Source organism: Xanthomonas massiliensis (assembly GCF_900018785.1).
In the GTDB taxonomy this organism is placed as follows: domain Bacteria; phylum Pseudomonadota; class Gammaproteobacteria; order Xanthomonadales; family Xanthomonadaceae; genus Xanthomonas_B; species Xanthomonas_B massiliensis.
The window spans coordinates 914193-935943 of record NZ_FCOY01000007.1 but is presented as its reverse complement, the minus strand read 5'-3'; the positions used below and the strand labels follow the sequence as shown (position 1 = coordinate 935943).

The 21751-nt window shown below is 73.3% G+C and carries 18 protein-coding genes, 1 tRNA gene and 1 pseudogene; 11 read left to right on the top strand and 9 right to left on the bottom strand.

The genetic code is table 11. The features are described 5' to 3' along the window. Positions 1 to 70: 70 nt before the first annotated feature. On the bottom strand, positions 71 to 715 hold the full coding sequence (gene coq7 / locus BN3794_RS14285; protein ID WP_066098326.1) for a 2-polyprenyl-3-methyl-6-methoxy-1,4-benzoquinone monooxygenase: 645 nt from the start codon (positions 713 to 715) through the stop codon (positions 71 to 73). Between the two features lie 183 nt (positions 716 to 898). Here coq7 and rplM point away from each other — a divergent pair, with 183 nt between their 5' ends. Both rplM and rpsI read left to right on the top strand, forming a co-directional pair. Next, positions 899 to 1327 carry a 50S ribosomal protein L13 gene (rplM, locus tag BN3794_RS14280; RefSeq protein WP_066098324.1) on the top strand — a complete coding sequence of 143 codons (429 nt, stop codon included), beginning with the start codon at positions 899 to 901 and terminating at the stop codon, positions 1325 to 1327. Between the two features lie 24 nt (positions 1328 to 1351). Continuing rightward, positions 1352 to 1744, top strand: a complete 393-nt coding sequence (gene rpsI / locus BN3794_RS14275) for a 30S ribosomal protein S9 (RefSeq protein ID WP_066098322.1) — start codon at positions 1352 to 1354, stop codon at positions 1742 to 1744. 1359 nt (positions 1745 to 3103) lie between these two features. Here the strand turns inward: rpsI and BN3794_RS14270 are convergent. The 3 genes from BN3794_RS14270 to BN3794_RS14260 all read right to left on the bottom strand — a co-directional run bounded on the left by BN3794_RS14270 (position 3104) and on the right by BN3794_RS14260 (position 5328). Then, positions 3104 to 3178 (bottom strand) — tRNA-Gln (locus tag BN3794_RS14270). A 127-nt stretch (positions 3179 to 3305) separates the two neighbouring features. Then, positions 3306 to 3722: a host attachment protein gene (locus BN3794_RS14265; protein ID WP_160330932.1), complete on the bottom strand. Its 417-nt coding sequence runs from the start codon at positions 3720 to 3722 to the stop codon at positions 3306 to 3308. A gap of 196 nt (positions 3723 to 3918) precedes the next feature. Beyond that, positions 3919 to 5328, bottom strand: a complete 1410-nt coding sequence (locus BN3794_RS14260; RefSeq protein WP_147675787.1) for a short-chain fatty acyl-CoA regulator family protein — start codon at positions 5326 to 5328, stop codon at positions 3919 to 3921. Positions 5329 to 5448: 120 nt separating this feature from the next. On the opposite strand from BN3794_RS14260, the gene BN3794_RS14255 reads away from it, so the two are divergent. The 7 genes from BN3794_RS14255 to BN3794_RS14225 all read left to right on the top strand — a co-directional run bounded on the left by BN3794_RS14255 (position 5449) and on the right by BN3794_RS14225 (position 12844). After that, positions 5449 to 6957 (top strand): CoA-acylating methylmalonate-semialdehyde dehydrogenase, encoded by a 1509-nt coding sequence (locus BN3794_RS14255; RefSeq protein ID WP_066098315.1) that lies wholly within the window; start codon positions 5449 to 5451, stop codon positions 6955 to 6957. 19 nt (positions 6958 to 6976) lie between these two features. Further along, complete coding sequence (locus BN3794_RS14250; RefSeq protein WP_066098313.1) at positions 6977 to 8158, top strand: acyl-CoA dehydrogenase family protein; 1182 nt, start codon at positions 6977 to 6979, stop codon at positions 8156 to 8158. Beyond that, a complete protein-coding gene (locus tag BN3794_RS14245) occupies positions 8155 to 8952 on the top strand; it encodes an enoyl-CoA hydratase (RefSeq protein WP_066098311.1) in 798 nt (265 codons plus the stop codon). The genes BN3794_RS14250 and BN3794_RS14245 overlap by 4 nt, the downstream gene beginning before the upstream one ends. Further along, positions 8952 to 10088 (top strand): enoyl-CoA hydratase/isomerase family protein, encoded by a 1137-nt coding sequence (locus BN3794_RS14240; RefSeq protein ID WP_066098309.1) that lies wholly within the window; start codon positions 8952 to 8954, stop codon positions 10086 to 10088. Before BN3794_RS14245 ends, BN3794_RS14240 begins: the two co-directional genes overlap by 1 nt. A gap of 31 nt (positions 10089 to 10119) precedes the next feature. Then, positions 10120 to 11034, top strand: a complete 915-nt coding sequence (gene mmsB, locus BN3794_RS14235) for a 3-hydroxyisobutyrate dehydrogenase (RefSeq protein WP_066098307.1) — start codon at positions 10120 to 10122, stop codon at positions 11032 to 11034. Between the two features lie 2 nt (positions 11035 to 11036). Further along, positions 11037 to 11783: an electron transfer flavoprotein subunit beta/FixA family protein gene (locus BN3794_RS14230; RefSeq protein ID WP_066098934.1), complete on the top strand. Its 747-nt coding sequence runs from the start codon at positions 11037 to 11039 to the stop codon at positions 11781 to 11783. Positions 11784 to 11899: 116 nt separating this feature from the next. After that, positions 11900 to 12844, top strand: coding sequence for an electron transfer flavoprotein subunit alpha/FixB family protein (locus BN3794_RS14225; protein WP_066098305.1), 945 nt, complete (start codon positions 11900 to 11902; stop codon positions 12842 to 12844). 90 nt (positions 12845 to 12934) lie between these two features. On the opposite strand, the gene BN3794_RS14220 is transcribed toward BN3794_RS14225, so the two are convergent. The 4 genes and pseudogenes from BN3794_RS14220 to BN3794_RS14205 form a co-directional block, all read right to left on the bottom strand. Next, positions 12935 to 13576, bottom strand: a complete 642-nt coding sequence (locus BN3794_RS14220) for an alpha/beta hydrolase (protein WP_066098303.1) — start codon at positions 13574 to 13576, stop codon at positions 12935 to 12937. A 19-nt stretch (positions 13577 to 13595) separates the two neighbouring features. Next, positions 13596 to 14576 carry an oxygen-dependent coproporphyrinogen oxidase gene (gene hemF / locus BN3794_RS14215; protein WP_066098301.1) on the bottom strand — a complete coding sequence of 327 codons (981 nt, stop codon included), beginning with the start codon at positions 14574 to 14576 and terminating at the stop codon, positions 13596 to 13598. Positions 14577 to 15732: 1156 nt separating this feature from the next. Further along, positions 15733 to 16116, bottom strand: a pseudogene (locus BN3794_RS16890) (NUDIX hydrolase); the annotation flags it as partial. A 5-nt stretch (positions 16117 to 16121) separates the two neighbouring features. Further along, complete coding sequence (locus tag BN3794_RS14205; RefSeq protein WP_066098299.1) at positions 16122 to 18503, bottom strand: S9 family peptidase; 2382 nt, start codon at positions 18501 to 18503, stop codon at positions 16122 to 16124. Positions 18504 to 18999: 496 nt separating this feature from the next. Between BN3794_RS14205 and BN3794_RS14200 the strand changes: the two genes are divergently transcribed. Beyond that, on the top strand, positions 19000 to 20337 hold the full coding sequence (locus tag BN3794_RS14200; protein WP_066098297.1) for an AMP-binding protein: 1338 nt from the start codon (positions 19000 to 19002) through the stop codon (positions 20335 to 20337). Positions 20338 to 20351: 14 nt separating this feature from the next. On the opposite strand, the gene BN3794_RS14195 is transcribed toward BN3794_RS14200, so the two are convergent. Next, positions 20352 to 21353: a chorismate transformation FkbO/Hyg5 family protein gene (locus BN3794_RS14195; RefSeq protein ID WP_066098294.1), complete on the bottom strand. Its 1002-nt coding sequence runs from the start codon at positions 21351 to 21353 to the stop codon at positions 20352 to 20354. A gap of 126 nt (positions 21354 to 21479) precedes the next feature. Between BN3794_RS14195 and BN3794_RS14190 the strand changes: the two genes are divergently transcribed. Next, positions 21480 to 21746 (top strand): phosphopantetheine-binding protein, encoded by a 267-nt coding sequence (locus BN3794_RS14190; RefSeq protein WP_066098292.1) that lies wholly within the window; start codon positions 21480 to 21482, stop codon positions 21744 to 21746. The last annotated feature ends 5 nt before the right edge of the window (positions 21747 to 21751 follow it).

Below are 21751 nucleotides of genomic sequence, written 5' to 3'. Positions count from 1 at the left end.
GGCCTCCGGTTCCATGGCTTCGGAGCGACCCGGCAACCGGGGCCCTGCTCCGGATGGGGCCGGGATGTCCTCAGAGCCGGTAGGCGATGGTCTTCATCAGCGCCGAGGCGGCGGCCATCAGTGCCGGGATCGGCGGCGGCAGCACGCGCGCGCCGGCCTGTTCGGCGTTGTCGGCATGGCGGGCCTCGTCGGCCTTCATCACCGCGACGACCTCGCGGCTGCGCCGGTCGGCCGCCGGCAGCGTGTGCAGGTGCTCGTCCAGGTGTGCCTCCACCTGGCGCTCGGTCTCCACCACGAAGCCCAGGTTCCAGCCGTCGCCGCGCAGCCCCGCCAGGGTGCCGATCGCGTAGCTGCCGGCATACCACAGCGGGTTGAACAGGCTCGGGCGGCTGTCCAGTTCCCGCAGCCGGCGCGCGCACCAGGCCAGGTGGTCGGTCTCCTCCTGCGCGGCCTCGAGCAGGTGCTCGCGCGTGGCGTCGTCGCGGGCCACGGCGGCCTGGCCGAAGTACAGGCCCTGGGCGCAGACCTCGCCGACGTGATTGATGCGCATCAGTCCGGCGGCATGGCGGCGCTCGCCGGCGTCGAGCGCCGGGGCCGGCGCGTCCCCGGCCGGGTACGGGCGGGCGGCGGCCGGGCACCCGAACACCGTGTCCAGGGCGCGCTGGGCCTCGGTCAACCATCGGTCCAGCGGGGTCTGCAGGTAGCGGGCGTCCATCGCGGCTCCGGTGCGGATAAGGAAGGGGATTCTCGCCGCCGCGGCCGTGGCCCGCCAGCCGCAGGCAGGGCTTGACTTGCGCGCCGAATCCAGGGCCGGTATGATTGCCGGCTTCGCACCATCCACAACGCGAGGCGACGTTCGGCCGGCGGCCGAACCAGCCCGACAACCGCGAGTCCGCACATGAGCACTTTCATCGCCAAGAACGAGACCGTCCAGCGCGACTGGTACGTCGTCGACGCCACGGGCAAGACGCTGGGCCGTCTGTCCACCGAACTGGCCCGCCGCCTGCGCGGCAAGCACAAGCCCGTCTACACCCCGCACGTCGACACCGGCGATTACCTGGTGGTGATCAACGCCGAGAAGATCACCGTGACCGGCAAGAAGCTCAGCGACAAGCTGTACCACCGCTTCACCGGCTACATCGGCAACCTGAAGACCGAGACGCTGGCCGAGGCGCTTGAGCGCCATCCCGAGCGGGTCATCGAGATCGCCGTCAAGGGCATGCTGCCCAAGGGGCCGCTGGGCCGGGCGATGTACCGCAAGCTCAAGGTCTACAAGGGCTCCGAGCACCCGCATGCGGCGCAGCAGCCGCAGGTGCTGGACATCTAACGGCGGACTTCCAAGGTAAACACAATGGCCATCTCTCAGAACTACGGCACCGGCCGTCGCAAGTCTTCCACCGCCCGCGTGTTCCTGCGCAAGGGTACCGGCAACATCACCGTCAACGGTCGTCCGCTGGACGAGTTCTTCGGCCGCGAGACCGCGCGCATGATCGTGCGCCAGCCGCTGGAACTGACCCAGAACACCGAGAACTTCGACATCACCGTGACCGCCATCGGCGGCGGCACCACCGGCCAGGCCGGTGCGATCCGCCTGGGCATCGCCCGCGCCCTGGTCGAGTACGACGAGTCGCTGAAGATCGAGCTGCGCAAGGCGGGCTTCATGACCCGCGACGCGCGCGAGGTCGAGCGCAAGAAGGTCGGCCTGCACAAGGCCCGCCGCGCGACCCAGTTCTCCAAGCGCTGATCCGTACCCGGTCCGGCGGCCCTGGCCGCCGGCGGGTGTACGCGAAAGCCCGGCTCCGGCCGGGCTTTCGTCGTTTGTGGCCTGGCGAGACGGGGCGGTGGCGCGATGCGTGCCTCGTCGTGGCGCGTGCCGGCGCCGGCCGGCCGGGCCCAGGCCTGTTGTCGCATCGCCTGGTGCGCCGGATAGGGGCGAGCAACTGCACCCGTGCGGGCGGCGCGGGTCGTTGTCATGGGCCGGCGACATCGTGCGGCGGCGGCGCTTCACGCCGCGCTGGCCCGCGCGTGCGTTCGCCGCTGGCGGTGCGCCCCTCGTTTACTGATGCCGGGATTGCTGCGCCGCGCGGCGTTGCGCAGGTGGGTGACGAAGCCATGCGGTCGCTGTGGTTTCGTGCGAACCGCGAAGGCTGGGACCGCACCGCGTTTGCATCGAATGGGATGACCGACCCGGACCCGGGCCCACGGCGTGGGCGCGCGGCGTGGGTGCATCGCCGCGCGTGGACTCGATGCTCGTTTACCGCCGTCGGGATTGCGGTGCTTTGCGGCGTCTCGCGGATGGGGTGCGAAGCCATGCAGTTCCTGTCGCCCCGTGGATCGGGGAGATCGGGACCACCGCGGGGTCTGGATCGAATGGGAGGGCGGCTCGATACGCGGCATCGGCGCGCTGCCGGGCATGGACTCGATGCTCGTTTCCGGGTGCCGGCATTGCGGCGTCTCGCAGTGCCTCGCGGATGAGGTGCGAAGCCATGCAGTTCCTGTCGCTCCGTGGATCGGGAAGATCGGGACCATCGCGGGGTTTGGATCGAATAGGAGGGCGGCCGATGCGCGGCATCAACGTGATGCCGGGCATGGACTCGATGCTCGTTTCCCGGTGCCGGATCGCTTGCACCTCGCCGCGTCTCTGAGTTGGGTTGAAGCCATGGGTCCCCGTCGTTTCGTGAGGACGAAGAAGGGGCGGGAACGCTCCGGGGCCTGTATCGAAATGGGATGGCATGCCGGATGCACGGCGTTGGCACGCGGCCAGCATGGATTCGGTCGCGCGGGGTCTGGGCCGGCCGGTTTGCCGCCGGATTTCTGCCGCATGGTGTCTCGTGCGGAGTGGTGCGAGGTGGCGGTGCGACCATCGGGACGTCGCGACAGCCGCGGCGCGATGGCGATGGCATGGCGTCCGCCGCGACAGGAGCCGATAGCGGCAGGCGGATGGAGACGCTGCGCCCCCGGCCGCGTGCGGGCATGCCTGCGTTCCGAACGGCGGCCGGTCCTCGGCGAACGCCGCCGCGCTGCCGGCCGTATCGGGGCACGCGGGACACCGATGGCCGCAAACGAAGAAGGCCCGATCCGTCGGATCGGGCCTTCTGGAATGTGGCTGCCCCGGATGGATTCGAACCACCGAATGCCTGAGTCAGAGTCAGGTGCCTTACCACTTGGCGACGGGGCAATGTCGCAGGCCGCATAGTCTGCCATGGCCGGCCCGCGAAGCCAAGTCCCCGGGCTCGCGGCCGGACGCCGATTCAGCTGCGGTGAGCCCGGGCTCGTCGCGCACCACCCTCGCCCTGCGAGGTCCGCTAGGACGCCTGTCGTGCGGCGGTGGCGATTTCGCGCTCGATCGCATCCAGGGTCGCGCCGGTCAGGGTCTTGTGGATCTCCAGCACGATCCTCTCGTCGGCCTGCGGGTCGAGCAGCGGGCGCAGCGTACCCAGCGTGCGCGGATCGGCGACCAGCACCAGGTGGGCGTACTGGCCGGTCGTCGCGCCGTGGTTCAGGCCCTTGGCCAGTTGCTTGACGAAGGTGGCCTCGCGCAGCTGCTCCGGGGTCATCTCGTCGGGGACGATCCCGGACGGCCCCTGGGCATCGTCCGGTTGCAGCACGAGCCGTTCCTCCGGTTCGAGCGTGACCGGGCGTTCGCCGTCGACGACGCGGAACACCCGCGCGCCCACGCCGTCGGCCACCACCACCCATGCGCCTGCTGGAAGCTTGTTCACCGGATTTCTCCTTGCATCGCCGCTCGGCGGCCACGGCTTCGGATCATGGAAGCCCGGGCGTGACGGGCGGGCCAAGAGGGCGCGCCCGGATCCCTGCCGCCCCGGGGTGACAAGGCGTCGCGGCGGCATCGGGCGCTGCGGCGGGCATGCGCGGCTTTTCGGCCAGCTCGCGCCCGGCAGATCGGGCCGCGGCCGCTCACCGCACCGCGGGCGGCGTCGCCGGCCGGTCGCCCAGGTCCCGCAGCGCCGGGAACGCGCGCTGCACGCAGTCGCGGCGTTCGCAGACCTTGCAGCCCGGGCCGATCGCGGTGACCCGGCCGGGATTGTGCAGGTCCAGGCCCTGGGCGTAGACCAGCCGGTCGGCCAGGTGCAGGTCGCAGCCGAGGCTGACGGCGAAGGTCTTGCGGGGCTGGCCGTAGCCGGCCGGGCCCGAGCTGACCTGGCGCGCGAGCCAGAAGTGGCGGCGGCCGTCGGGCATGCGCGCGACCTGGGTGAGCACGCGGCCGGGCTGGTTGAAGGCCTCGTACACGATCCACAGCGGGCACGAGCCGCCGACGTGGGAGAAGTGGAAATCGGTGGCCGAATGGCGCTTGGAGACGTTGCCGGCCCGGTCCACGCGCACGAAGAAGAACGGCAGGCCGGGCATGCCGCGCCGGTGCAGGGTGGACAGGCGATGGCACACCGCCTCGAAGCCGACGCCGAAGCGCTGGGCCAGCCATTCGATGTCGTAGCGGCTGGCCTCGGCGCTGCGCAGGAACTCGCCGTAGGGCATCACCAGCGCGCCGGCGAAATAGTTGGACAGGCCGATGCGCGCCTGGGCGATGCGCTCGGCGTCGTCGAAGCCGGCGTCGGCGATCAGCCGGTCGATCAGCGCGCCCTGTTCCAGCAGCGCGAGCTGGGCCGCCATCTGGAACGCCTGCTGGCCGGGCTTGAGGTAGTCGGGCAGGTACAGCACGCGCGCGCCGGCATCGTAGCCGCGCTTGCCGTGGGCCACGCCGTGCACCTCGCCGGGCACGGCCTCCACCAGCACGCCGTGGCGGTCGAGCAGGCGCTGGCGGATGCGCGGGGCCATCTGCCCGGGCACCAGGCCGTGGTCGCGCGCCAGCGCCTCGGCCAGGTCGTCCAGCTCGGCGACATGGTTCTGGCGGCGGTTGAAGTAGTCGCGCACCTGCTCGCCGGCATCCGGGCGCCAGGCCGGCGACTGCTCGGCCGCGCCCAGCTGCTGCGCCAGCGCGTCGGCGCGGTCCTTGTTGGCGCGCTGGGCGCGGTGCAGCTCGATCATCACCCGCGCCATCTCCGGCTGGTTGGCCGCCAGCGCCTTCAGCTCGGCCTGGGACACGCCGCCATGGCCGACGTCGGCCAGCACGCCGCGCAGCTCGGCTGCCAGCGCCGCCGGGTCGTCGTCGCCGTCCAGTTCCGGGACATGGCCGAACAGCGCCTCCAGGCGCAGGCGCACGGCCAGCGTCAGCGGACGCTGGTTGCGCTCGATCTGGTTCAGGTAGCTCGGCGAGAGCCGCAGCGCGCGCGCCAGCGCGGCCTGGCTCAGGCCGCGCCGCTCGCGCAGGCGCTGCAGGCGCACACCCAGGTGGCGCGGGATCTCGTCCATCGTTCGCAACATTCGCAAGAGATGCGTGGATGTTCGCAGGATTAAGCGAATCAAGCTATTCCCGGCCTGAACCAGGCTGCGAACAATGCGAAGCCATCCGCCCCAGAAACGAGCACCGCGATGACCCAGAGCGCCCCGCCCCGCATTCCGTTGCTGATCGACGGCCAGTTCGTGACGTCCACGACCGGCCAGTGGCGCGACGTGATCAATCCCGCCACCCAGCAGGTGCTGGCGCAGGTGCCGTTCGCCACCCAGGAGGAGGTGGGCGCCGCCGTCGCCGCCGCCCGCGAGGCCTTCAAGACCTGGCGCAAGACCTCGATCGGCACCCGCGCGCGCATCTTCCTCAAGTACCAGCAGCTGATCCGCGAGCACATGAAGGAACTGGCCGCGCTGCTCACCGCCGAGCAGGGCAAGACCCTGCCCGATGCCGAGGGCGACGTGTTCCGCGGGCTGGAGGTGGTCGAGCACGCCGCCGCGATCGGCAACCTGCAGCTGGGCGAGCTGGCCAACAACGTCGCCAGCGGCGTGGACACCTACACCCTGCTGCAGCCGCTGGGCGTGTGCGCCGGCATCACCCCGTTCAACTTCCCGGCGATGATCCCGCTGTGGATGTTCCCGATGGCGATCGCCACCGGCAACACCTTCGTGCTCAAGCCGTCCGAGCAGGACCCGATGGTGACCATGCGCCTGGTCGAGCTGGCGCTGGAGGCCGGCATCCCCAAGGGCGTGCTCAACGTCGTCCACGGCGGCGAGGACGTGGTCAACGCGATCTGCGACCACCCCGACATCAAGGCGGTGTCCTTCGTCGGCTCCACCCGCGTGGGCACCCACGTCTACCACCGCGCCTCGCAGGCCGGCAAGCGCGTGCAATGCATGATGGGCGCCAAGAACCATGCCGTGGTGCTGCCGGACGCCAACAAGGAGCAGACCCTCAACGCGATCGCCGGGGCCGCGTTCGGCGCGGCCGGCCAGCGCTGCATGGCCGCCTCCACGCTGGTGCTGGTGGGCGAGACCAGGGCGTGGATCGCCGACCTGGTCGCCAAGGCGAAGACGCTGAAGGTCAGCGCCGGCACCGAGCCCGGGACCGATGTCGGCCCGGTGATCTCCTGCGCCGCGCGCAGCCGCATCGAGGGTCTGATCGAATCGGGCGTGGCCCAGGGTGCCACGCTGGAGCTGGACGGGCGCAATCCGCAGGTGCCCGGCTACGAGCACGGCAACTTCGTCGGCCCGACCATCTTCTCCGGGGTCAAGCCGGGCATGCGCATCTACGACGAGGAGATCTTCGGCCCGGTGCTGGTGATCCTGGACGTGGACACGCTGGACGAGGCGATCGCCCTGGTCAACGCCAACCCGAACGGCAACGGCACCGCGGTGTTCACCCAGTCCGGCGCCGCCGCGCGCCGCTTCCAGGAGGACATCGACGTCGGCCAGGTCGGCATCAACCTGCCGATCCCGGTGCCGGTGCCGCTGTTCTCCTTCACCGGCTCGCGCGCCTCCAAGCTCGGCGACCTGGGCCCGTACGGCAAGCAGGTGGTCACCTTCTACACCCAGACCAAGACGGTGACCGCGCGCTGGTTCGACGACGAGACGCTGGGCCACGGCGTCAACACCACCATCAGCCTGAAGTGACCCATCCGGGGAGGACGCCATGAACGCCGCCATGCAATTGCCCGACGACGCCATCGGCCTGAGCGAGGAGCAGCAGGCCTTCCGCGAGGCCGCCCGCGATTTCGCCGAACGCGAGCTGGCCCCGTACGCCGCGCAGTGGGACGCGGAAGGCGAGTTCCCGCGCGAGGCCATCGCCAAGGCGGCCGAGCTGGGTTTTTGCGGCATGTACACCGCCGAGGACGTGGGCGGGCTGGGCATGAGGCGGCTGGATGCCGCGGTGGTGTTCGAGGAACTGGCCGCGGTGGATCCGTCCACCTCGGCGTTCCTGAGCATCCACAACATGGTCACCTGGCTGCTGGTCGCCCATGCCCGCGAGGAGGTGCGCGCGCACTGGGGGCCGCTGCTGGCCAGCGGCCGGGCGCTGGGATCGTACTGCCTGACCGAACCGGGCAGCGGCTCGGACGCCGCCTCGCTCAAGACCCGCGCGGTGCGCGAGGGCGATGAGTACGTGATCGACGGCAGCAAGGCGTTCATCTCCGGCGCCGGCGCCACCGACGTGCTGGTGGTGATGGCGCGCACCGGCGGCGCCGGTGCCGGCGGCATCAGCGCGCTGGTGGTCCCCGCCGACGCACCCGGCATCACCTACGGGCGCAAGGAGGACAAGATGGGCTGGAACAGCCAGCCCACCCGCGGCATCACCTTCGAGGGCGTGCGCGTGCCGGCCGGCAACCTGCTCGGCCGCGAGGGCGAGGGCTTCAAGCTGGCGATGAAGGCCCTGGACGGCGGCCGCATCAACATCGCCGCGTGCTCGCTGGGCGCCGCCCAGGGCGCGCTGGACGCGGCGCGCCGCTACATGGGCCAGCGCCGCCAGTTCGGCAAGCCGTTGGCCGAGTTCCAGGCGCTGCAGTTCCGCCTGGCCGACATGGCCACCCACCTGGTCGCGGCCCGGCAGATGGTGCACACCGCCGCGCGCAAGCTCGATGCCGATGCGCCGGACAAGACCGTGTGGTGCGCGATGGCCAAGCGCTTCGCCACCGACGTCGGCTTCCAGGTCTGCGACGAGGCGCTGCAGCTGCACGGCGGCTACGGCTACATCCGCGAATACCCGGTCGAGCGGCTGCTGCGCGACGCGCGCGTGCATCGCATCCTGGAAGGCACCAACGAGGTGATGCGCCTGATCGTGGCGCGCCACCTGCTCACCACCGAGGAGGAACTGCGATGAGCGCCTGGGAGAACGCGTCCTGGACCGGCCTGGACGTGGCCCGCGACGGCCACGTGGCGGTGGTCACCCTGGACAACCCGCCGGCCAATACCTGGACCGTGCACAGCCTGCAGGCGCTGCACGACCTGGTCGCCGCGCTCGACGCCGACCGCAGCGTGTATGCGCTGGTGGTCACCGGCCGCGGCGCCAAGTTCTTCTCCGCCGGCGCCGACCTCAAGCAGTTCGCCTCCGGCGACAAGGCCGCCGCGCGCGCCGCCGCACGCGCCTTCGGCCGTGCCTTCGAGGCGTTGAGCGCGTTCCGCGGGGTGTCCATCGCCGCGATCAACGGCTACGCCATGGGCGGCGGCCTGGAAGTGGCGCTGGCCTGCGACCTGCGCATCGCCGAGCAGCAGGCGCAGCTGGCGCTGCCGGAAGCATCGGTGGGCCTGCTGCCGTGCGCCGGCGGCACCCAGAACCTGACCCGGCTGGTCGGCGAGGGCTGGGCCAAGCGCATGATCCTGCTCGGCGAGCGGGTCGATGCGGACACCGCGCTGCGCATCGGCCTGGTCGAGGAGGTGGTGCCCACCGGCAGCGCGCTGGCGCGCGCCGTGCAGTGGGCGCGCAAGGCCGGGCGCCAGAGCCCGGACAGCGTGGCTGCCTCGAAGAAGCTGATCCAGGCCGCGCGCAGCGGCAGCCACGCCGGCGCCCTGGTGCTCGAGCGCGAGGCCTTCGTCGACCTGTTCGACGGCGCCAACCAGAAGGAGGGCGTGGCCGCGTTCCTGGACAAGCGCGAACCGGCCTGGGTGGACGGCTGATGGCGGACACCGACGCGGCGGTCGTGTTCGAGACCTGGGAGGCGGGCAACGGCCGCCGCATCGGGGTGGCCACGCTGGACTCGCCGGCCACGCTCAACGGCGTCTCGCTGCCGATGGCGCGGGCCCTGGGCGAGCGCCTGGTCGCCTGGGAGGACGACCCGGCGATCGCCCTGGTGATCCTGCGCGGCAACGGGCCCAAGGCGTTCTGCGCCGGCGGCGACCTGCAGGCGCTGTACCGCGCCATCCTCGACTTCCGCGCCAGCGGCAGCACGGACGTGCGCGACAACGCCTACGCCCGGGCGTTCTTCGAGGCCGAGTACCGGCTCGACTACCGCATCCACACCTACGCCAAGCCGCTGCTGTGCTGGGGCCACGGCTACGTGATGGGCGGCGGCATCGGCCTGATGGCCGGCGCCAGCCATCGCGTGGTCACCGAGACCTCGCGCCTGGCCATGCCGGAGGTGGGCATCGGCCTGTACCCGGACGTGGCCGGCAGCTGGCTGCTGGACCGCGTGCCCGGCCGCACCGGCCGCTTCCTGGCGCTGACCGCCGCCCAGCTCGACGCGGGCGATGCGATCTTCGCCGGGCTGGCCGACCACGCCATCGCCGGCGCGCGCCAGGAGGAGGTGTTCGCGGCGCTGCGCGCGCTCGACTGGCAAGGCGCGCGCGCGCACGACGAGCGCCTGCTCGACGCCGCCCTGCGCGGCTTCGCCCTGGCGCTGGAGCACGGCCCGCTGCGCCGCCATTTCGACGCGCTCAGCGACGCCTGCCGGCACGCCACCGTGGAGGAGGCGGTGGCGGCCATCGCCGCGCTGCCGGATGCCGACCCGTGGATCGCCCGCGCGCAGAAGACGATGGCGGCCGGCGCGCCCGGCTCGCTGCGCCTGTCCTGGGAAATGCAGCGCCGCGCCCACCTGCTCTCGCTGGCCGACACCTTCCGCATGGAATACCTGGTCTCGCTGCACTGCGCGGCCAGCGGCGACTTCGGCGAGGGCATCCGCGCGCTGCTGATCGACAAGGACCGCACGCCGCACTGGCGCCCGGCCACCCTGGCCGGCGCCGACGCGCGCTGGCTGCAAGGCTTCTTCGACGCTCCCTGGCCGGCCGGCGCCCATCCGCTGGCCGACCTGGGCTGACACCACACGATCCACGACGGGAGGTTCCGCAATGACCCAGATCGCTTTCATCGGCCTCGGCAACATGGGCGGGCCGATGGCCCAGAACCTGTGCAAGGCCGGCCATGCGCTGACCGTGTTCGACCTGTCCGCCGAGGCGGTCGCGCGCCTGGCCGCGGCCGGCGCCCGGGCCGCGGCCAGCGCCGCCGAGGCGGTGGCGGGGGCCGAGGTGGTCATCACCATGCTGCCGGCCGGCAAGCACGTGCGCGGGCTCTACCTCGGCGCGGACGGGCTGATCGCCCAGGTCGCCCCGGGCACCCTGTTGATCGACTCGAGCACGATCGATGCGGCCAGCGCCAAGGCCGTGGCCGCGGCGGCGGCCGAGCGCGGCCTGCAGATGCTCGACGCGCCGGTCTCCGGCGGCACCGCCGGGGCCCAGGCCGGCACCCTGACCTTCATCGTCGGCGGCGAGGACAGCGCCCTGGCCCGGGCGATGCCGTACCTGCAGGCCATGGGCAAGAACATCTTCCACGCCGGTGCCGCCGGTGCCGGCCAGGTCGCCAAGATCGCCAACAACATGCTGCTGGGCATCCACATGATCGGCACCGCCGAGGCGCTGAACCTGGGCGTGGCGCACGGCCTGGACCCGAAGGTGCTCTCGGAGATCATGCTCAAGAGCTCCGGGCGGAACTGGAGCCTCGAGGTCTACAATCCATGGCCCGGGGTACAGGACGGCTCGGCGGCCACGCGCGGCTACAGCGGCGGGTTCGGCAGCGACCTGATGCTCAAGGACCTGGGGCTGTCGCAGGAGGCGGCCCTGGCCGCCGCCGCGGCCACCCCGCTGGGGGCGCTGGCGCAGCAGCTGTACCGCCTGCACAGCGACGACGGCAACGGCGCGCTGGATTTTTCCAGCATCATCCGCACCCTCGGCAAACGACTCCACAAACAGGAAGGCAGCAACGCATGAGTCTGAAGGTACTGGTCGCCTACAAGCGCGTGGTGGACTACAACGTCCGCATCCAAGTCAAGCCGGACGGCACCGGCGTGGTCACCGAGGGCGTCAAGCTCTCGCCCAACCCGTTCGACGAGATCGCGCTGGAGGAGGCCCTGCGCCTGCGCGACAAGGGCATCGCCGCCGAGGTCGTGGTCGCCACGATCGCCCCGGCCGATGCCCAGGCGCACCTGCGCAACGGCCTGGCGATGGGCGCCAACCGCGCCATCCACGTGGTCGCCGACCAGGCGGTGCAGCCGCTGCAGGCCGCGCGCACGCTGCTCAAGCTGATCGAGAAGGAGCAGCCGGACCTGGTGATCCTGGGCAAGCAGGCCATCGACGACGACGCCAACCAGACCGGGCAGATGCTGGCCACGCTGTGGGGCCGGCCGCAGGCCACCTTCGCCAGCAAGCTGGAGATCGAGGGCGGCAAGGCCACGGTCACCCGCGAGGTCGATGCCGGCCTGGAGACGCTGGAAGTGGACCTGCCGGCGGTGGTCACCACCGACCTGCGCCTGAACGAGCCGCGCTTCATCAAGCTGCCGGACATCATGAAGGCCAAGAGCAAGCCGATCGAGACGCTGCAGCTGGCGGAGCTGGGCGTGGACGCCGGCCCCGAGCTGGCGATCACCCACTATGCGCCGCCGGCCAAGCGCAGCAAGGGGGTGATGGTCAAGGACGCGGCCGAGCTGGTGGCCGCGCTCAAGGCCAAGGGCCTGGCCTGAGCGCCCGCGCCCCTCGTCCCGCCCCCATTGCGATAAGGAACCCCTCCCCATGTCCAAAGTCCTCGTCATCGCCATGTCTCTTATACACCCCCCATTGCGATAAGGAACCCCTCCCCATGTCCAAAGTCCTCGTCATCGCCGAACACGCCGACGGCCGCCTCAATGCCTCCACCGCGCGCAGCGTGAGCGCCGCGGCCGCCCTCCACCCCGAGGCCATCGAGGTGCTGGTGCTGGCCGCCGAGCCGGCCGCCGTCGCCGCCGAGGCCGCGCAGCTCGCCGGCGTCGGCAAGGTGCTGGCCGTCGCCAACCCGGCCGATGCCCATGCCGTGGCCCAGGTGCTCGGCCCGCAGATCGCCGCGCTGGCCAAGGCCGGCGGCTACACCCACGTGTTCGCCCCTTCCACCACCTTCGGCAAGGACCTGCTGCCGGTGGTGGCCGCCCTGCTCGGGGTCAACCAGGTCTCCGACCTGATGGCGGTGGAAGGCGAGCGCACCTTCAAGCGCCCGATCTACGCCGGCAACGCGATCATCACCGTGGAAGTGCCGGCCGGCACGGTGGTGGTGGCCACGGTGCGCACCGCGTCCTGGCCGGAGGCCGCCAAGGGCGGCAACGCGCCCGTCGAGGCGGCCAGCGTGGACGTGGCCCTGCCCACCCACACCCGCTACCTGGGCCTGCAGAGCGGGCAGTCCGACCGCCCCGACCTGCAGAGCGCCAAGCGCGTGGTCTCCGGCGGCCGCGGCGTCGGCTCGGCGGAGAACTTCAAGGTGATCTACGCGCTGGCCGACAAGCTCGGCGCGGCGGTGGGCGCCTCGCGCGCGGCGGTGGACGCCGGCTACGTGCCCAGCGACCTGCAGGTCGGCCAGACCGGCAAGATCATCGCCCCGGAGCTGTACGTGGCGGTGGGCATCAGCGGTGCGATCCAGCACCTGACCGGCATCAAGGACGCCGGCACGATCGTGGCGATCAACAAGGATGCCGAGGCGCCGATCTTCGAGATCGCCGACATCGGCCTGGTCGGCGACCTGTTCAAGCTGCTGCCGGAGATCGAGGCGGCGCTGTAGCCCGCGTTCGCGCGAGCGCCTCCTGACGACGGCCGCGGAAGCGGCCGTCGTCGTTTCCGGCGCCGGTCCCCGCCGCGCCGAGGAGGCGGTTCAGGCGGGCGGCCGTGCCGCGCGGTCGAGCACCGACTGCATCCAGGCCAGCGCCTGCGGCAGGCAGCCCTTGAAGAAATGGTCGGCGCCGGCGAACACCGCGACCGGCCGGCGCTCGCCGCGCGCCCAGGCCATCAGGTTCTCCAGCGGCGCCATCGCGTCGCACTCGCCGTGCAGCAGCAGGGTGCGCGCCGGCAACGGCTGGGCGGTGAAGCCGCGCCCGGACGGCACGTCGCCCACCGGCAGGCCGAGCAACACGATGGCGGCGGCCGGCGCCTCGGCCTCGAGGCGGCAGGCCAGCCGCGCGTACACGTGCGCGCCGAAGGAAAAGCCGACCAGCGCCAGCGGCAGGCCGGGATGGTCGCCGCGCAGGTGGGCGGCGATGCGCGCGGCGTCGTCGGCCTCGCCCGGGCCGCCGGTGTAGCGGCCCTCGCTGCCGTCCACGCCGCGGAAGCTGGGCCGCACCGCGATCCAGCCGGCCTGGCGCACGTGCCGGGCGATGGCGTGCGGCACCGGGTGCATCGGGCTGCCGCCGAGCAGCGGCTGCGGGTGGCTGATCATGGCGATGCCGCGCGGCGCGCCCGGCGGCATCTCCACCAGCAGCTGGATGCGCCCGGCGGCGCCGTCGATGAAGCTGATCATTGGGGTTCCCCGCGGCGGCTCAGTCCCATTCGCGCGGCACCAGGTAGTCGGCCAGGCGCGCCTCGGCGCTGCCCGGCTCGGGCGCGTAGCCGTACTCGAAGCGCACCTGCGGCGGCAGGCTCATCAGGATGCTCTCGGCGCGCCCGCCGCTCTGCAGGCCGAACAGGGTGCCGCGGTCGTAGACCAGGTTGAATTCCACGTAGCGCCCGCGCCGGTACAGCTGGAAGGCGCGCTCGCGCTCGCCCCAGGGCGTGTCCTTGCGGCGCGCGACGATCGGCAGGTAGGCGTCCAGGAAGCCGTCGCCGACCGCGCGCAGGTAGGCGAAGTCGCGCTCGAAGTCGCCGTGCAGGTCGTCGAAGAACAGGCCGCCGACGCCGCGCGTCTCGCCGCGGTGGCGCAGGAAGAAGTACTCGTCGCACCAGCGCTTGTGCGCGGCGTAGCGCTCGGCGCCGAACGGCGCGCACAGCGCGCGCGCGGTGCGGTGCCAGTGGCGCACGTCCTCCTCGAACGGATAGAACGGGGTCAGGTCGAAGCCGCCGCCGAACCAGTCGGCCACCGGCCGGCCCTCGCGCTCGGCGCGGAAGTAGCGCACGTTGGCGTGGGTGGTGGGCACGTAGGGATTGCGCGGGTGGAACACCAGCGACACCCCGCAGGCGCGCCAGCTGGCGCCGGCCAGCTCCGGGCGGTGGGCGCTGGCCGACGGCGGAAGACGGCTGCCGGACACGTCGGAGAAGCCGATGCCGGCCTGCTCGAACACGGCGCCGTCCTTGAGCACGCGGGTGCGGCCGCCGCCAGGGGAGGGGGCCGGGCCGCCGGAGGCGGGAGCCGGGCGGCGGTCGTTGCCGCCCGCCTGCTGGCCGGCGTTGGCCGTGGCGTCGGCGGGCCGCTGCCAGCGGTCCTCGACGAAGCGGGCCTGGCCGTCGACGGCCTCGATGGCCGCGCAGATGCGGTCCTGCAGGCCGGTGAGGTAGTCGCGTACGCGATCGAAGGAGGTATCCATGCCGCCAATTCTAGGCGGCCGGGCGCCGCCCGCCCCGTCTGCCGGCGCTGCCGGCCGGAACCGGCCGCGGCGTCGCCACCGCGTGCCGCGGCCCGCGCCCTGCGCCTCCGGACCCGTCGCATGCCGGCCGGTGCCCATGGCCCGGTTCCATGGCATGCCGCCGGATCGCCGTGCATCCCCCGAGGGCAGGTCCGGGCCGCCGGCATCCGCGCGAGTCCGCGTCCGCCCGCAACCCGCTGGGCGCTTGCGTCATTCCGACGCCAACGAACGCGCCGCCGGCGAGCGCGACTGCATCTTCGTCGCCACGTTGCGGCGCGACCTGCCCGACGAAATCCGGGCCCGGTCCCCGGCACCGTCCGGGTCGTGGCCCGGGCCGGGGCCCTGGACCCCGGGCGACGCCATCGCCATGCCGTTCCGGGACGAGCGAGCCGGCATGGCCGGAGAGCGCACGCGGAGGCGCCGGCGCCCAGCACGCGGCCGCGCCCCGGCGGCCGGGGCCCCGCCACCGGCGCGACGGCCTGCGGGTACGGATGCCCTCCGCGCCGTTCGCGGCGGCTCCGGCGCCGCCTCAGCCGCGCGCCGGCGCGAACTCGGCGCGGATCGCCGGCCGGCACAGCATCCACACGATCCAGCCGTGCAGGACGGCCACCGCCAGCGCCCCGGTCCACAGCACCGCCTGCATGGCCTGCTGCACCTGCCGGAACGCCGCATCGTCCAGGCCGTTGCCGGCGCCGGCGAAGGACGGCAGCAGCGCCAGCGCCACGAAGTTCGCCAGCGCCGCCAGCACCAGCAGGGCGATGAAGCCGCGCCGGCCCCATTCGCGGCGCGCCAGCAGGCCCCAGGACAGGCCGGCCATGACGACCGAGGCGAGCGTGCCGGCCAGGTTCAGCGCCTGCAGGTGGTCCAGCGTCCAGCGCAGGACCGGCGGCAGCGGCACGCCGGCGGCCAGGAACGGGCCCAGCAGCGCATCGCCGGGCAGCGCTGCCAGCGCCAGCGCCTGCAGCAGGCCGGACACCCCGCCCAGCGCGCCCAGCGCCAGCGACAGCGTCGCCATCACCGTGACGAAGCTGGAACGCGGCGCGGCCGCGGCCGGTGGCGATGCGGGGGCGGGCCGGGGCGTGGCCGGCCGCGCCGGCGCCGCGCTCCGCTGCAGCAGGGGCAGCAGGAAGGTGGCGCTGAGCGGGGCGACCGGCACCGGGTACGGCGGCGCCGCCGCGATCCAGCGCAGCGCCTCGATCTCCGCCCGCGGCCGCGGGACCCCGGCGATGCGCACCGCGAAGGCCTGGGCGCGCACGCGCCGGCCGGGCTCGTTGACCGCGGCGTGCTCGAACTCGCCCAGGTCGCGCGCGCTGCCGGGCACCAGGGCCACGCCCAGCTCCTCGTCCAGCTCGCGCGCCAGCGTCGCCAGCGGCGCCTCGCCCGGCTCGGGCTTGCCGCCGGGCTGGATGAAGGTGTCCGAGCCGTGCTTGCGCACCAGCAGCGCGCGGCCGGCGCCGTCGTCGATCAGGGCGACGACGATGCGGATCGGCGCGGGCGCCACCGTGCTCACTTCAGCTCGGCCTCGAACAGGCGGTAGATGCGCTTGTACTCGTCCAGCCACGAATCGGCGCGGGTGAAGCCGTGGCGCTCCATCGGGTAGGGGGCGATCTCCCAGTTGTCCTTGTGCAGTTCGATCAGCTTCTGGGTCATGTCCACCGAGTCCTGGAAGAACACGTTGTCGTCGACCATGCCGTGGGCGATCAGCAGGCGGTCGCGCAGGCCGGCGGCGTACTCGATCGGCGAGGAGCGCTTGTAGGCCTCCGGGTCGAGGTCGGGCGTGTTGAGGATGTTGCTGGTGTACTCGTGGTTGTAGTGCATCCAGTCGGCCACCGGGCGCAGCGCCGCGCCGGCCCTGAACGTGCCGGGGGCGCGGAACAGCGCCATGTAGGTCAGGAAGCCGCCGTAGCTGCCGCCGTAGATGCCGGCGTGGCCGCGGTCGCCCTGCCTGTCGGCCACCAGCCAGTCCAGCCCGTCCAGGTAGTCGTCCAGCTCCGGGTGGCCCATGTCGCGGTACACGGCGGTGCGCCAGTCGCGGCCGTAGCCGGCGCTGCCGCGGTAGTCCATGTCCAGCACGATGTAGCCGTGCTGCACCAGCAGGGTGTGGAACATCTGCTCGCGGAAATAGGCCGGGTACTGCATGTGCACGTTCTGCAGGTAGCCGGCGCCGTGCACGAACATCACGATCGGGTATTTCCTGCCCGGTTCCGGCGTGGCCGGGCCGTAGTACTTGGCCCACACGCTGCCGGCACCGTGCCGGGACGGCACCTGCACGAACTGCGGGGCGACCCAGGGCTGGGCCTTGAACGCGGCGGTGCGGGTGTCGGTGAGCACGCGCGCCGGCCCGCCAACGGCGTCCACCAGCGCCAGCTGGGTTGGCAGGTAGCTGCCCGAGTAGGCCACCAGCACGCGGCTGGCGTCGGGCGAGAGCGCATAGCCCTCCACGCCGGACAGGTCGGTGAGCTCGCGCACGCGGCCATCGCCCAGGTCCAGCCGGCACAGCTCGTACTTGCCCGGCCAGGCGCGGTTGCACAGGAAGAAGAAGGCGCTGCCGTCCGGCGCGGGCTGCGGCAGCGAGGCCTCCCAGTTGCCGGAGGTGCGCTGCTGCGGCTTGCCGCCGGGGGCCAGCGTGTACAGGTGGGAATGGCCGTCCTGCTCGGACAGCAGCCACAGGGTGCGGTTGTCCGGCATCCAGCCGAAGTCGTTGAAGCTCCAGTTGATCCAGGCCGCGTCGGTGAGCCGGTGGCGCGGCTGCAGCACCGCCTTGTCCAGGTCCACGGTGGCGATCCAGCGGTCCTTGTTGTCCACCGCGCGGGCCAGCACCGCCACCTGGCCGCCGTCGTCGCTCCAGTGGATGGCCGGGCCGCTGCCGTCGCCGTCGGTCTCGAAGCGCACCGCGCGATCGCCCTTCAGCGGTGCCTTGCCGGCGGCCTTGCGCAGCGCCGCCAGCGGATCGCGGTCGATGCCGGGCAGCACCGCGGTGTCCAGCCGGCGCGCGCTGCCGGCCACGGCATCCACCAGCCACAGGGTCTGCGGCAGCGGGTCGTTGCGCCCGACCAGGGTGCGTCCTTCCTGCGGCCTGACGTAGCCGGTGTCGGTGACGTACTGCGGCACGATCGCCGCCTTGCCGGCGTCGGCGCCCTTGGCCTGGGTGACCACCAGCAGGTGGCGCGCGTCCGGCGACAGCGCACTGTCGACGATCTCCACGTCCGCACCCAGGTACACCGGCGCCTGGGCGCGGGTGGGATCGGCGCGGCGCAGGGCGCTGTCCTGGTCCTGCAACGCCTGGCGCTGGTCGCGGTCGCGGCGCAGGGTGTCCAGCACCGCCAGCTGGTGGTCGCGCAGCACGTCCTCGCCGGGCGCCGCCGCCGGGTCGCGCTCGGCCCGGACCACGCCCACCTGGCTGACCGTGCCCGCCGGCGACCAGTGGAACCAGTCGTTGCCGGCGCGCCAGATCACCCCGCCGTCGGCGGCGAACTGCGGGCGCGATTCGCGCGCGTCGGTGCGGGTGAGCTGCAGCAGGCGGCCGCCGCGCAGCTCGCGCAGGAACACGTCGCCGTTGCGCACGAACAGCATGCGCGTGCGCGCCGCGTCGTAGACCGGGTCGGCGCCGTCGAGGTCGGCCTGGGCCGCATCCTCCACGCGCCGCGCCGGGGCGCCGTCCAGCGCCTGTGCATAGGCGTCGCGCACCGGGCTGCCGTCGCGCTTGAGCTGGTAGGTCACCTCGCGCCCGTCCCAGCGCCATGCCGGCTGTTCCACGGCCGGGCCGATCCAGTCCGGATCGGCCATCACCTGTTCCAGGGTCAGGGCCGGGGCGGGGGACTGGGCCGCGGCGCTGGCCGCGACGAGGGGGACGAGCAGGAGCGCAAGCGCGGACGGCAGGTGGCGCATGGGAAATCCGGGAAAGTGGTGCAAGCCGCCAAGGGTAGCAGCGGCCCCGCCCGCCCGATTGCGCCGATGGTCACGGCCGGCAGCGGCGGCGGTGCCCGGGCGAGGCGATCCCGGCGATGGCGCGGCCGCGCCGCCGCGGGCGGACGCTGCCAGGCGAACAGGAAGCGCGCCCAGTCGCGCGCGCTGACCGGCTCGATCTCGCGCCGCCGCCGGCCCGGCGTGTAGCGGTGGCACCGTCCTGGCCGCGGCGCTGCCCCGCGCGAGGCGATCCCGGCGATGGCGCGCGGCCGTGCCGGCACCGGTGGCATCGTCCTGGCCGCGGCGGTGCGGCCGCGCCGTGGCGGGCGGCGCAATGGGGTGCCACCGGTGGCGCCCGGGTGCCCTCGAGGGGGCGCCTGCCGGCCCGGGACCGGCCGCTAGTGCGCCGCGCCGGCGCATGCAAAGTCGGCGCCGGGCCGCCACACTAGCGGCCTTCGTCTGCTGCCGGGTCGCTGCCATGTCGGTCTCTCCTTCCGCCCTCCTGGATCCGCCGGTGGTGCTCGGCGCGGGCGATGCGGCGCGGCCGTTCGCCTACGGGGGGAACGCCGCGGTGCCGCTGGCCGCCTTCCATGCGCACGTGCGCGGGCTGGCCGCCTGCCTGCCGGCGGCGGGCGAGGTGGTGAACCTGTGCGAGGACCGCTACCGCTTCATCGTCGCCCTGGCCGCCGCCGCGCTGCGCGGGCAGACGACGCTGTTGCCGCCGTCGCGGGCGCCGGCGGTGGTGGCCGAGGTGCTGGAGGGCCACGCCGGGGCCTACGCGCTGGCCGACATCGCGGTCGAGGCCCCGTTCCCGGTGTGGACGCTGCCGGACGCGCTGCCGCAGGCCGACGGCCCGGTGCCGCGGGCGCCGGCCGCCGCGCCGTTCATCGTCGGCTTCACCTCCGGCAGCACCGGGCGGCCGCGGCCGTACCCGAAGACCCTCGGCGCCTTCGCCCGGTCCACCGCGCAGAACCTGGCCGCGCTGGCGCCGCTGTGGGAGGGGGCGGTAGCGAGCGTGGTCGCCACGGTGCCGCCGCAGCACATGTACGGCATGGAGCTGTCGGTGATGCTGCCGCTGCTGGCGCCGGTGGCGGTGCATGGCGGGCGGCCGTTCTTCCCGCAGGACGTGGCCGCCGCGCTGGCCGAGGTGCCGGCGCCGCGGGTGCTGGTGACCACCCCGGTGCACCTGCGCGCGCTGGTGGAATCGGGCGTGGCGCTGCCGCCGCTGGCGGCCATCGTCTCGGCCACCGCGCCGCTGCCGCAGGCGCTGGCGCGCCAGGCCGAGGAACGCTTCGGCGCACCGCTGTGCGAGGTGTTCGGCTCCACCGAGACCTGCATCGTCGCCCACCGCCGCACCGCGCGCGAGGCGGCCTGGACGCCGATGCCGGGCGTGGCGGTGCGCCCGCGCCCGGACGGGGCGCAGGTGCTGGCGCCGCACCTGGACACGCCGGTGGTGCTGTCGGACCTGGTCGACGTGGACGAGGGCGGGCGCTTCGTGCTGCGCGGGCGCCAGGCCGATCTGCTGGAGATCGCCGGCAAGCGCGCCTCGCTGGGCGAGCTGACCGCGCGCCTGCTGGCGGTCCCGGGCGTGCACGACGCGGCCATGGCGCAGCTGGCGCCGGACGAGCGCGGCGTGGCCCGCATCGGCGCGGTGGTGGTCGCCCCGGGGCTGGACGAGGCCGCGTTGCTGGCGGCGCTGCGCGCGGCCATGGACCCGGTGTTCCTGCCGCGGCGCATCCGCTTCCTGGAGGCGCTGCCGCGCGCCGAGACCGGCAAGCTGCCGCGCGATGCGCTGATGGCGCTGCTGCGCGGCTGATCCGTCGCCGCCGGTCAGCCGTCGTGGCTGCCCTCGATCTCCAGCAGCAGGTCGTCGCGGCACACCGTGCCCTGCAGCAGCAGGCACGGCAGCGCATCGCCGAAGCGGTGGTGCAGCGCCGCGGCCACCTGCGCCAGGTCCGCGGCGTGGCGCACGTACACCTTCAGCCGCGACTCGGTGCTCCACTGCGCCGGCAGCGACGGCCGGCGCGCATGTGCGGCCTGCAACAGCGCCTCCAGGTTGTCGAAGGTCTCGCGCAGCTGGGCGGTAAGCTCGCCGGCGTGCAGGGTGCGGTGGCCGACCACGCTGGCGGTGCCGGACAGCAGCAGCGGCGCCCAGGCGCCGGCCGGCGGCAGCATCGCCCGGGCGAAGCTCGGCGGCTGCGGCCCGTACTGGCGCGGGTAGCGCCAGGCGCTGACCTGGCGCGGGTTCTCCAGCGGCGTGCCGGGCTCGCGCGTGGCCAGCCAGTACACCTGGACCACGCGCACCCCGTCCTCGCGGCCGATGCAGGTGGCCGCCGGCAGCGTGGCGGTGTCCAGGCCGCGCCAGCCGCGCGCCCGGCCGACGCTGAAGCGGCGGTAGCGCTCGGCGTCGCCTTCGCCTTCCAGGATCGCGTCCAGGTAGTTCCACACCCGCAGCAGGTGCGGGGTGGCGCTGGCGGCGACGAACGCCGACAGGCGCGCGTAGGCGTGCTCGGCCGCGGCGGCGACGTCGCCGTCCACCTCGGCCACCTCGATGGCGCCGAACTGGACCTCGCCGTCGCCGGCCCAGGCGATGTCGCCGTCGCGGCCGTGGCGCACCGGGCCGCGGCAGCGCCACACCTCCAGCGCCGCCGCGGTCCCGGCCGGGCGCAGGCCGACGCGCAGGCAGCGCGGGTCCCCCGGCAGCGGCGCATCGCCGTAGCCGACCAGCGCCAGCACCTGCGGGTCGTCCAGCAGGACCTGCGGCGCCACGTCGTGGACGTAGTCGACCTGGAGGGCCAGGGCGGGAACGGCGTCGTGCGGGGTATCGGTCATGCGGCGGGCACGGGAGCGTGGGCCGGGCATGATAGCGTGCGGTCCGGGGCGCCCGATCTTGCACCGGCCGCGGCGATGGCCGATCTTGTCGCCCCTTTCGTGCCTTACCTGGACTGGAAACACGGGATGTCCGAGCAAACCCAAGCCGAACGCGAACTGGCCGACCTGCTGGTGGAGAGCCTCAACCTGGAGGACGTGCGCGCCGAGGAAATCGATCCGGAGGCGCCGCTGTTCAACCAGGGGCTGGGGCTGGACTCGATCGACGCGCTGGAGCTGGCGCTGGCGATCGGCAAGCACTACGGCTTCCAGATGCGCTCGGACGGCGACAACCGCCGCATCTTCGCCTCGCTGCGGGCGTTGTCGGCCCATGTCCAGTCGCACCGTACCCGCTGAGGCGC